The sequence below is a fragment of the Pseudoalteromonas sp. Isolate6 genome (genome assembly GCF_022398435.1).
In the GTDB taxonomy this organism is placed as follows: domain Bacteria; phylum Pseudomonadota; class Gammaproteobacteria; order Enterobacterales; family Alteromonadaceae; genus Pseudoalteromonas; species Pseudoalteromonas galatheae.
In genome coordinates this window covers 1-10,147 of the sequence record NZ_JAKEVK010000178.1, presented here as the reverse complement: position 1 = coordinate 10,147, position 10,147 = coordinate 1, and the positions used below count along the sequence as shown (strand labels likewise).

At 43.4% G+C, this 10,147-nt stretch carries 7 protein-coding genes; 2 read left to right on the top strand and 5 right to left on the bottom strand.

Features of this window, described 5'->3' with window-relative positions; genetic code table 11:
• The first annotated feature begins 78 nt into the window (after positions 1-78).
• Positions 79-2,400, top strand: a complete 2,322-nt coding sequence (mrcB, locus tag L1D50_RS18220) for a penicillin-binding protein 1B (protein WP_239966545.1) — start codon at positions 79-81, stop codon at positions 2,398-2,400.
• A 44-nt stretch (positions 2,401-2,444) separates the two neighbouring features.
• On the opposite strand, the gene L1D50_RS18215 is transcribed toward mrcB, so the two are convergent.
• The 5 genes from L1D50_RS18215 to L1D50_RS18195 form a co-directional block, all read right to left on the bottom strand.
• Positions 2,445-4,286 carry a methyl-accepting chemotaxis protein gene (locus L1D50_RS18215; RefSeq protein ID WP_239966544.1) on the bottom strand — a complete coding sequence of 614 codons (1,842 nt, stop codon included), beginning with the start codon at positions 4,284-4,286 and terminating at the stop codon, positions 2,445-2,447.
• Positions 4,287-4,632: 346 nt separating this feature from the next.
• Positions 4,633-5,913: a glutamate-1-semialdehyde 2,1-aminomutase gene (gene hemL, locus L1D50_RS18210; RefSeq protein WP_128728494.1), complete on the bottom strand. Its 1,281-nt coding sequence runs from the start codon at positions 5,911-5,913 to the stop codon at positions 4,633-4,635.
• A 12-nt stretch (positions 5,914-5,925) separates the two neighbouring features.
• Positions 5,926-6,942, bottom strand: coding sequence for an aspartate carbamoyltransferase (locus L1D50_RS18205; RefSeq protein WP_128728493.1), 1,017 nt, complete (start codon positions 6,940-6,942; stop codon positions 5,926-5,928).
• A 124-nt stretch (positions 6,943-7,066) separates the two neighbouring features.
• The gene (locus L1D50_RS18200; protein WP_128728492.1) at positions 7,067-7,501 is read right to left on the bottom strand and encodes a CopD family protein; all 435 of its coding nucleotides are present in this window, start codon (positions 7,499-7,501) and stop codon (positions 7,067-7,069) included.
• A gap of 20 nt (positions 7,502-7,521) precedes the next feature.
• Positions 7,522-9,204 carry a chloride channel protein gene (locus tag L1D50_RS18195; protein WP_128728491.1) on the bottom strand — a complete coding sequence of 561 codons (1,683 nt, stop codon included), beginning with the start codon at positions 9,202-9,204 and terminating at the stop codon, positions 7,522-7,524.
• A 295-nt stretch (positions 9,205-9,499) separates the two neighbouring features.
• Between L1D50_RS18195 and erpA the strand changes: the two genes are divergently transcribed.
• Positions 9,500-9,838 carry an iron-sulfur cluster insertion protein ErpA gene (erpA, locus tag L1D50_RS18190; protein WP_010372235.1) on the top strand — a complete coding sequence of 113 codons (339 nt, stop codon included), beginning with the start codon at positions 9,500-9,502 and terminating at the stop codon, positions 9,836-9,838.
• The last annotated feature ends 309 nt before the right edge of the window (positions 9,839-10,147 follow it).

Below are 10,147 nucleotides of genomic sequence, written 5' to 3'. Positions count from 1 at the left end.
ATATTATTCTACTTTCAGCAGTTGTTAATTTAGGTTACCCTACCATCTTGCGATTCATTTTTTAGTTTTACTTGGGTCATGACGGATAAAAAGAAAAGAACACCTGCCAAAAAATCAAACGTCAAAGCGAACACTTCGCGTAAAAACAATACCCAGCAAAACGGTTCTAAGATGCAAAGAGTGAAAAGCCGTGTACTGAGCTCATTGTGGTCTTTCTTTTGGAAGGGGACCATTGCGGCGATATTCCTTGTAGCAATCTATATCATCTACTTAGACGCGAAAATAAGCCGGCAGTTTGAGGGCAATAAATGGGAGCTTCCTGTTCAGGTTTATGCCAGGTCGATGCAGTTTTTCCCTGATCAGTTCCTAAATGAGGATGAAGTGTTGTGGGAGCTGAAACGGCTTAATTATTCCCGTGTAAATCGTATCAGTCGTACCGGTCAGTACATTGTTCAAGGTCGCACAATCACCATCCATCGTCGCGCATTCGAATTCTACGATGGCCCAGAAACCGCACGTATTTTTACGCTTAATTTTGCTGGTAAGAAGCTTGCCAATATTGTTGATAATCAAGGTCGACGCTTAGCCGGCGCTCGCTTGGAGCCGGTGCAAATTGCCCGGATCGGCAATGAATCGCGTCAAGACAGAGAGTTTGTTCCGTTCGATAAATTCCCTAATATTTTAAAAGAAACACTGCTAGTGGTAGAAGATAGAGACTTTTACGAACATCATGGCGTTTCTGCGCTGTCTATTTTGCGTGCGCTGTATGCCAACATCAAAGCTGGGCGAACCGTGCAAGGTGGTAGCACGCTTACGCAACAGCTCGCAAAGAACTTTTATCTCACTAGAGATCGCACCTTAATTCGCAAGGTGAATGAAGCATTCATCGCATTGATTTTAGATTTTCGTTACAGCAAAGATGAAATCCTTGAAGCCTATTTAAACGAAGTGTTTTTAGGACAAGCCTATAATCAGGGCGTTCATGGTATGGGACTTGCGGCCGACTTTTATTTTGGTAAGCCTGTCGATGAGCTTGAGTTTGATCAGGTCGCTATGTTAGTTGCGATGGTTAAAGGGCCGTCTTTTTATAATCCAAGACGTTACCCAGAACGGGTAATGGAAAGGCGCGATTTAGTCTTAAGGTTGATGGTAGAAAATGGCCTTATCACAACGCCCGAATATCGCGCAGCGCTGGCAAGGCCGATTGATGTACAGCCTTTAAAAGCGAGCCGTATGCAGTCATACCCTGGATATTTGGAGTTGGTGAATCGCGAGTTAAAGAAGCTTGTGCCTGATGATGACATCGTAGACTCTGGAATTCGGATTTTTACCTATCTCGATTTACAAAAGCAAACGGCGATGGAAGATGCCGTTAAAAAGGGCTTACCTTACCTAGAGCGTCGCTTTAAAACGGAAGATCTAGAGACTGCAATGCTGTCAGTCAATGTTGAAAAAGCGGGCGTATCTGCGTTAGTTGCTGGTCGTCAGTTGAAGTTTTCAGGTTTTAATCGGGTATTAGACACCGAGCGCAATATAGGTTCACTGGTCAAGCCCGCTATTTATTTGAGCGCTTTGTCGAATCCAAACTATCACCTAGGTATGCTACTTGATGATAGCCCCCTTGAAGTGACAGATGGTTCAGGTAGGGTCTGGTCTCCAGAAAACTTTGATCATAAATTCAGAGGCCAAGTGCCAATGTTCGAAGCGTTTAGCAATAGCATCAATATTCCAGCAGTAAACCTTGGTCTAGATGTGGGGGTCAATCGAGTGGCGCAAACTTTGAATGATCTTGGTGTCTCTAAGTCTATTCCACTTTATCCTTCTTTATTGTTGGGGGCGTTAGAGCTATCCAGTTTTGAAATTGCACAGGCGTACACCACACTTGCTGCAGACGGTAAGCAGAGCAAGTTGACCAGTGTCATGGCTATTACCGATTCACTGGGTAAGCTGGTATACGAACACCCAGTGCAAAAAAGCCAAACCCTAGACAGCGACGCGGTATACATGACGAAATATGGCATGAAGAGAGTAACCAAAAAAGGAACAGCTAAACGTCTTAACCTTCACTTTCCCTCTATTCAACTTGCAGGGAAAACGGGGACTAGTAATGATTTAAGAGACAGCTGGTTTGCAGGCTTTGATCAAAATACGGTCACCGTTGCTTGGATTGGTCGTGATGATAATAAGCCAACGGGATTAACGGGCAGCCAAGGTGCGCTTGAGCTCTATATTCGTTATCTTAAACCACTGAACCCACAAGCGATTGTTGATGAGCGTCCAAAGTCCATTCGCTGGGCGTTTATCAACCCGAAAACGGGCAAGCAATCGCCTCCGAGTTGTGGTCCTGTATTACAGCTACCTATTAGAGAGAGCATGTTCGAACCAAGGCCCAGATGTTGAGCCAAGTAATGACAGCTAGGATCTATTGATACTAGCTGTCAGTCTTAGGCTTTAAATTTATCGATTTCTCTATTTAAACTTTGTGATAGTTTGCCAAGTTTTTTTGCATCGCTTTGAGTTGCTCTTGCAGAGCCCAGTGTATGTTGTGCTAAGTTACTGATCTCAGATGATTCATTCAATGCGTGTTCAGTCGCTTGGGTTTGTTGTTGCACTAACTGACTGATCAGTTTCCCTTGTTCATCTATGTCTCGCATGCTTTGCTCTGCGTGCTGAAGCACTTCATTGGTTTCATTGGCCGCAATAACACTTTGTGCCATATTGTCTTCACTGCTACGCATTTTGTCTTGCGTGTCTCTGGACGCGGCTTGTAGTGATTGAATAATATTATGTATTTCTTCTGTTTGTTGCTGCGTTCTTTGCGCAAGCGTTCGAACCTCATCTGCTACCACCGCAAATCCTCTACCTTGTTCACCTGCACGAGCAGCTTCAATTGCGGCATTGAGCGCAAGTAAATTGGTTTGCTCGGCAATCTCTCTAATCGCAGAACTCACTTGGCTAATGTTTTGCGTGTCTTCCGCGAGCTTATCTAAGGCTACGCGACTTTGTTGAAACTCAGCTTGTAGTTCGGTCATTTGTCCCGCTAAGGCTGTGGTATTGACGCTGCTTTGTTTTACTTGTTTAGCTGCTACGGAGGCCAGCTCTGTGGCGCTAAATGCGGCGTCCTCGACTGAGCGAGCAGACTGCGCCATATTCTCGAGTGAGTGGTGGATAGACTGGATCTTATTCTCCTGCTGGGCGACATCCTTCTCAGTATCTTGGCTTATTTGGTTGAGTGTTTTTGTTGCTTGCTGCAGCTCGTTACTACTTAGTCGAACGTTACCAAGTAAAGAGATAAAGGCGTTTAGTACCGCATTAAATTGTTCAATAATTTGACTAAGCTCGTCGGAACCCGTTGTCTGCGCTTTGATGCTTAAATCCCCTCGAGAAGCGCTCTGAGCGGCATGTGAGAAAGTCGTGATGGTACCCATGACAGAGGAGTAAAAGCCAAACATAAGATAAATGGCAATAATTAGTGCGAGTAGTGAAGCCAAGGCAACAGTGTTCCTTATCCACTGTTGTTGGTTTTGTTTTTCAGCGACAAGCGCGGCAAGTGTGGGTGTCGCAACATTAACAAACTGCTTGATAGCATCACTTGCACTTTGATAGTAATGGTTAAATTGCGCTTGTGAGAGTGCCAGCTCATCAGGATCTAACAAGCCTGTTTTCACCGCTTGCTGATAATCTGACAGGCTAGACTCAAGCTCAGCTAATGGTTGACTGAGCTGCTTTTTGAGTTGCTGACTATCATTGATTGCAATATTGAGTTTGCCGGAGAATTGTGTAGTAACGCCTGGGAGACCCTTGTTTAAATTGGACAGTGCAATAAAGCTATCAGGAGTAAAGCTTCCCCTTTTGATGATATCGCGTGCTTGCGCTTCAATTTGATTGATTTGCGATATTAATCTTGGCGCAGATTCAACAAGCGTGCGATTCAGGTAACTGCGTCCAAGATCATCATCGACGGCAAGTTGAGATGCAATAGAGAGCTGCTCAAGGGCGCTTGCACCTGCGGCATTCACTTTGGGCAACTTAGCGCGTTGCAATAAAATTGAATTATCGGAAGCTTTACCCGCTAATATATTTTCCAACATGCTAGGGTAAAGCGTGAGCCCCTGTCTTTGCATCTCACTGACAGAGATGGAATGGTTAAGTACGCCATTCAGAAAAAACAAGCTGAGGCTTAGCGGTAGTAATAAAATACCAAATACAACGGCCATTTTGGTTTTGTATCGCAACCGCGCCATCAAACGGGTTGCAGGATTAATTAGCGTATTAAATCCAGCCATCACTTCCTCTGTATGATAGTTTTAACTTTGCATAGCGTTATTAACTAAATGCGCTTAAATAACTTGAGTCTAGGTTATACCAATTGAATTAATTCTCTAATCAATTTGAAGGGTGAAATAGCATATTAGCTTCGTTAAAAATTTCTCATTTAGAACAACTAAAAAGCAAAATTTTTGCCTTGCTACTAAAGCTATTTCCCCGCTTCAAGATAGATCATTTACTTAATACAACTGGTATTAAATAGACCGAAGCTTTTGAAAAGCTTATTCAAAGCGTAGCTGAAAAAACAAAAAAAGCCCTGAATGGGCTTTTTAAATAGAAACTAATGTAAGTTTTAATCTGTGATTACAACTTGGCAAAAGCACGCTTTGCAGCATCGATAGTGTTAGCGATTTCTTCGTCAGAATGCATTGTACTCACGAAACCCGCTTCGAATGCAGATGGGGCTAAATAAATGCCTTCATCTAGCATTAGGTGGAAGAACTTTTTGAAGCGCTCTAGGTCACATTCAGTTGCTTGCTGATAGCTGGTTACTTTCTTAGCGTCAGTAAAGAAGAAGCCAAACATACCACCTGCGTAGTTAGTCGTAAGCGCGATACCTGCTTCATCAGCAGCTGCTTGGAAGCCTTCGCACAGGGCTTTACTCTTAGCTTCAAGCTCTGCGTGTAGCCCTTCTTTTGAAAGCAGCTCTAGCGCTTTTAAACCGGCAGCCATAGCAATTGGGTTACCAGACAGCGTACCTGCTTGATAAACAGGGCCAACTGGGGCGATGTAATCCATGATTTCTTTTTTACCACCAAATGCACCCACAGGCATACCGCCACCAATCACTTTACCTAAACAGGTCAAGTCTGGGGTGATGTTGTAGTACTGCTGAGCACCACCAAGTGCAACACGGAAACCCGTCATTACTTCGTCAAAGATAAGCACGCTTTGATTGTCAGTACATACTTCGCGTAGACCTTCTAAAAAGCCTTCTACCGGTGGAATACAGTTCATATTTCCAGCAACAGGCTCGATGATCACACACGCGATTTGATCTTTATACTGGTCAAAAATCGCTTTTACTTCATCAAGATTATTAAATGAAACTGTTAATGTATGTTTGGCGAAATCTGCAGGAATACCAGGTGAATTCGGCACACCCATGGTAAGTGCACCTGAGCCTGCTTTAACAAGCAAGGAGTCAGCGTGGCCGTGGTAACAGCCTTCAAACTTTAAGATTTTATCGCGGCCTGTGTAACCACGAGCAAGGCGAATGGCACTCATGGTCGCTTCTGTACCTGAACTTACCATGCGCACTTTTTCAATAGATGGTACTAGCGCTTTTACTTTTTCCGCCATTAGGATTTCAGTTTCCGTCGGCGCGCCATACGAAAGGCCATTTTCAACCGCTGCAAGCACTGCTTGTTTAATCTCCGGATGGTTATGACCTAAGATCATCGGGCCCCAAGAGCCTACATAATCAATGTACTGTTTACCATCGGCATCAAAGGTGTGAACGCCCTCGGCTTTGGTAATAAATAGTGGCGTACCACCTACACCATTAAAAGCGCGAACAGGAGAATTGACGCCTCCAGGGATTGAGTCTTGGGCGCGTTTGAATAAGTCTTGACTGATTGTCATTGTCGATCCTTTTTAGCTTTCACGTTTGCGGCTAAACCAAGGTACTTCTACCTCGTATTTTTCCACTTGGTTTTCAACACCTAGCGTTAGGGCAAAAAGTGCCATACGGATCAATACACCATTTTGAACTTGGCGGAAGATAGCTAGGTTGTTATTGTTATTTAGGTCGTTGTCTAGCTCGTTTGCATCGCTGCGGCTATCGCGTGGTAATGGATGCATTAATACTGAGCTTGGTTTACAGTGAGCGTCATAAATTGCTTGGCTGATCCTAAAACCGCCGCGGTATTTGTTTGCTTCTTCTTGAGACGGGAAACGCTCTTCTTGAATACGGGTTTGGTAAACGATATCGGCAGCTAAATTGCCTTCCATTTTAGACACGACTTCAATACGGTGACCTGCATTGTCTACGACATCTAAAATAGACTGAGGCATTTGTAAGCCATCAGGTGCAACCATCGTAAAGCGGATATCTTTGTAGTGACTAAGTAACTTGGATAAGGAATGTACGGTGCGACCATATTTTAAATCACCGACTAGCGCGATGTGCATGCCGTCAATTCCAGTACCAAAGCGGCTAAGCTCTCGGTCAATTGTCAGTAAGTCCAACAGTGCTTGAGTTGGATGCTCATTAGGACCATCGCCACCGTTGATGACAGGAACGTCGGAACCGGTCGCAAATTCGGCTACTGAGCCTGCATCTGGGTGGCGCATTGCCACGGCGTCAGCATAAGCAGAAATCACGCGGGCGGTATCATACAAAGATTCGCCTTTAGCCAATGCTGAACTTTGCATCCCGGTGGTTTCGCGGACTAGGCCGCCCAGCAGGTTAAATGCGGTGCCGAAACTTACGCGTGTTCTTGTGCTTGGTTCAAAGAATAGATTTGCCAAAATCGCCCCATTGAGTACTTGGGTACGTTTTTGCTTTTTAGCATAGGGTTCCATTTTTTTTGCAATGGAGAAGATGTGTTCAATTGAATCTCTGTCTAATTGGTTGACAGAAAGAATATTTTCACCTTGGAAACTGAACATTTGGCGATTCCTAAAGACAAATTGACTACCGGGTTGCAAGGTCGCTCACCCATCCAGATAACACGCAGAATATGGGCGGTTACTTGGGCGCATATTATACCCAAGAACCCCCAATAATGCACGGTTACAGTGCAGGTTTTAAAACGGCAAGAAAGACTATGGCTAATAAGATTAGTACGGGAAGTTCGTTGAAATAACGATAAAACTTGTCGCTTTTACGATTGCGATCATGTTTAAAGTCGGCAAGTAATTTAAAGCAATAACCATGATAAATATAAATTAAAATCACGAGCGCCAGCTTGTAGTGTAGCCACATACTGAGCTTAAACCACTCACGTCCGTATTCTGTAATCATTAAAACCCCAAACACTGCGGTGAGAATAGCAAATGGGGTTACAAAAAAGAGCAGACGGCGCTCCATGATTTTGAGCATTGAGCTGCAAGATTTTTCTTCAGTCATCGCGTGATATACAAAGAGACGTGGCAGATTAAAAATCCCTGCAAACCAGGCAATCATAAAAAAGATATGTAAGGCTTTATACGTTAGCAATAAGCTCATTATAAATTCCACTTTTTAGACTAGAGTAAACTGTTTCTGGTGGTGAGTATGTGACGAATTTGGTCCCATCGCAATAACCCAAGTATTTGTTTATCATCCTTTTGATTATATATATACACCGCGCCCGAACGCTTGTCTTTTAGCACATCAAAGGCATCAGCTAAGGTCGCTTGTGTACTTAATCCTTGTAGCTCGATATAAGAGACCGATACGCTACCTTCAGAGATTAAGTTCAAATCGTATTCCGCTAAACGGTAGCCGCTTTGTTCGTCATAAACAATGAGTGGCGTTTGGCTATCAACAGCAGACAGGGTCTCTTTTATTTGCTCTTTATCGTCAGAATAGAGCAGCTTAAAATTCTCATCCATCTCAGCTACTATTCCTACTTTCTGTAATGCCTCTTTTGCAGGGGATACTTGGTAAGGCAGTCCTTGGAAATCTAGTTGTTGAATAAAAATAGAGCGATTGCCAAATGCCTGTAAAGCCGTCACGTAAGCTGTGGTGATCACTAGCATAGCTGGAACAATTATTTTTGGGTTGGAAGTAAGCTCCATTACCGCAGTGAGCGCAGCAAGTGGAGCGTGTAGTGTTGCAGCAAGTAAGCCTGCCATACCGAGGACACCATAAGTTCCCGCAACATCGACACTGGGTTCAATAAATTGAGCAAAGAAAGACATCAAAGTGCCCATGATAACCCCAAGCCCAATTACTGGGCCAATAAGCCCGCCTGGTATACCAAGCCCAATTGCGAATATAGTTGCCATCAGCTTAGCAATTAATATTGTTGTAAGTAGCTGTAGGTTGTGTGGAGACTCCACGGCTTGGGTGATAGCACTCATACCTGAGCCCATTGCACCCGGCACGGCATAGCCAATCAATCCCGCGATTAACCCCGCTAATAAAAGACGAGGAAACATACTGATGGGCTTAAAAGTTTTGATGATCAGCATTAGGTTTTGATTAAAAGCGAAAGCAACTGCCCCTAATGCTGCACCACAAATAATTAAATAGGGGTAATGCCAAAAGCTCAATGGAGTGATATGAATGAGTGCCAGCTCAGAGCTATTGCCAAATACATATTGCGTGCTCATTGCACCGATCACTGAGGCTAACATCACGGGCACGAAAATATGGATTTTATACTCCCTTAGCACGACTTCCATAACGAATATCACTGCTGCTAGCGGGGTATTAAATGAGGCGGCAATACCCGCAGCTACACCGCAACCGGCTAAAGTCCGTGCAGCATTTAATGGTAAATGTAAGCGCTCTGACAAAATACTCGCGGCTGTTGCTCCCATGTGTACAGATGGTCCTTCTCGACCAACAGAAAAGCCACTGATCAAAGCGACAGCACCACCAAAAAACTGGTTAGCAGAGTTCCAAATTGGCATATGACCGTAATGGTGTTTGATTCGATTAATCACATATGGAATGCCCAAACGGTAATGCTTAAACCCTGTTAATGCTGCAAAGACTGCGATGAGTAGAGCAGCAAGCACAGGTAAAAATAGCCGGTGTAGCTCAGAAAGCTCTGTAAAGTCATCTGGTTTGTCGAGAAATGTGCCTTGGATCAATTCAATAGTAAGACGAAAAGCAATGATAAGTATCGCCGCAAGCAGGCCTGCACCAGCACCAAGCAGGCACAGTTGTGCTGAAGTTTTAGGTTTTGCAAGGCTTCGTCTTAATGCATCCAACGACATGAACGTCATTCCACAGTGATAAACACGTTAAGAATAACAAATTTTTTATCTTAAGTCCTTGTGCCAGCGCAACTAAGCCGCTGAGATATTATTACTTTATTGTTCTTAATCTAGTGATAACTGAATCACATTAAGCGTCACAACCCTCAGCGAAATTAGCCTCAGGCGATAGTATTGATGAAACTATGTTTTTCAAATATGTGGCATCTTGGTGGGGTTGGTACAAACGCTATACTTGATTAAAATACTCAGGTATTAGATAATTTACGGATTACAGGATTAGGGGTCTAAATCTATGTCTGAACAGTTACCAATTCAGTTTTCTGACGCAGCGGCAAGTCGCGTAAAAGAACTTATTGAAGAAGAAGAGAATGCCAATCTTAAACTACGTGTTTACGTAACAGGTGGTGGTTGCTCAGGCTTTCAATACGGTTTCACCTTTGATGAAAAAGTAAATCCAGGTGACTTAGAAATCGTTAAGAATGGTGTGACTATGGTTGTTGATCCAATGAGTATTCAGTATTTAATCGACGGCATCGTAGATTATACCGAAGGACTTGAAGGCGCGCGTTTTTTCGTAAATAACCCAAATGCAACGACCACCTGTGGTTGTGGTGCAAGTTTCAGCGTCTAAATCAAATTAGAATCGCTATATCGTTAAAGAGTCATGCTTTGGTCATGGCTCTTTTTGTTTTCGCCCATCATAACTTAACATACTCTCCTCTATTTGTTACAAACTGCCCGTTAGATACATCATTAAGACAAAAAAGCCTAAAACAAAAGATGAAAATACTAAGATGTAAATAAATCCTTTCTTTCCTTGCTTGAGCGGTACGCCGTTTGAGCGAAGGAAGTAAACCCAGCCTAAGCACAGTAGAATTGGCAGTAAAAACAGTAATCGAATCATCTAAGAATAGCCTCTTTTTTAACCTCTTAATAAATG

What these genes read in the sequence shown, in the direction of transcription:
- mrcB (WP_239966545.1), top strand. Translation starts at nt 79, where the DNA reads ATGACGGATAAAAAGAAAAGAACACCTGCCAAAAAATCAAACGTCAAA.
- L1D50_RS18215 (WP_239966544.1), bottom strand. Translation starts at nt 4,286, where the DNA reads ATGGCTGGATTTAATACGCTAATTAATCCTGCAACCCGTTTGATGGCG.
- hemL (WP_128728494.1), bottom strand. Translation starts at nt 5,913, where the DNA reads ATGACAATCAGTCAAGACTTATTCAAACGCGCCCAAGACTCAATCCCT.
- L1D50_RS18205 (WP_128728493.1), bottom strand. Translation starts at nt 6,942, where the DNA reads ATGTTCAGTTTCCAAGGTGAAAATATTCTTTCTGTCAACCAATTAGAC.
- L1D50_RS18200 (WP_128728492.1), bottom strand. Translation starts at nt 7,501, where the DNA reads ATGAGCTTATTGCTAACGTATAAAGCCTTACATATCTTTTTTATGATT.
- L1D50_RS18195 (WP_128728491.1), bottom strand. Translation starts at nt 9,204, where the DNA reads ATGTCGTTGGATGCATTAAGACGAAGCCTTGCAAAACCTAAAACTTCA.
- erpA (WP_010372235.1), top strand. Translation starts at nt 9,500, where the DNA reads ATGTCTGAACAGTTACCAATTCAGTTTTCTGACGCAGCGGCAAGTCGC.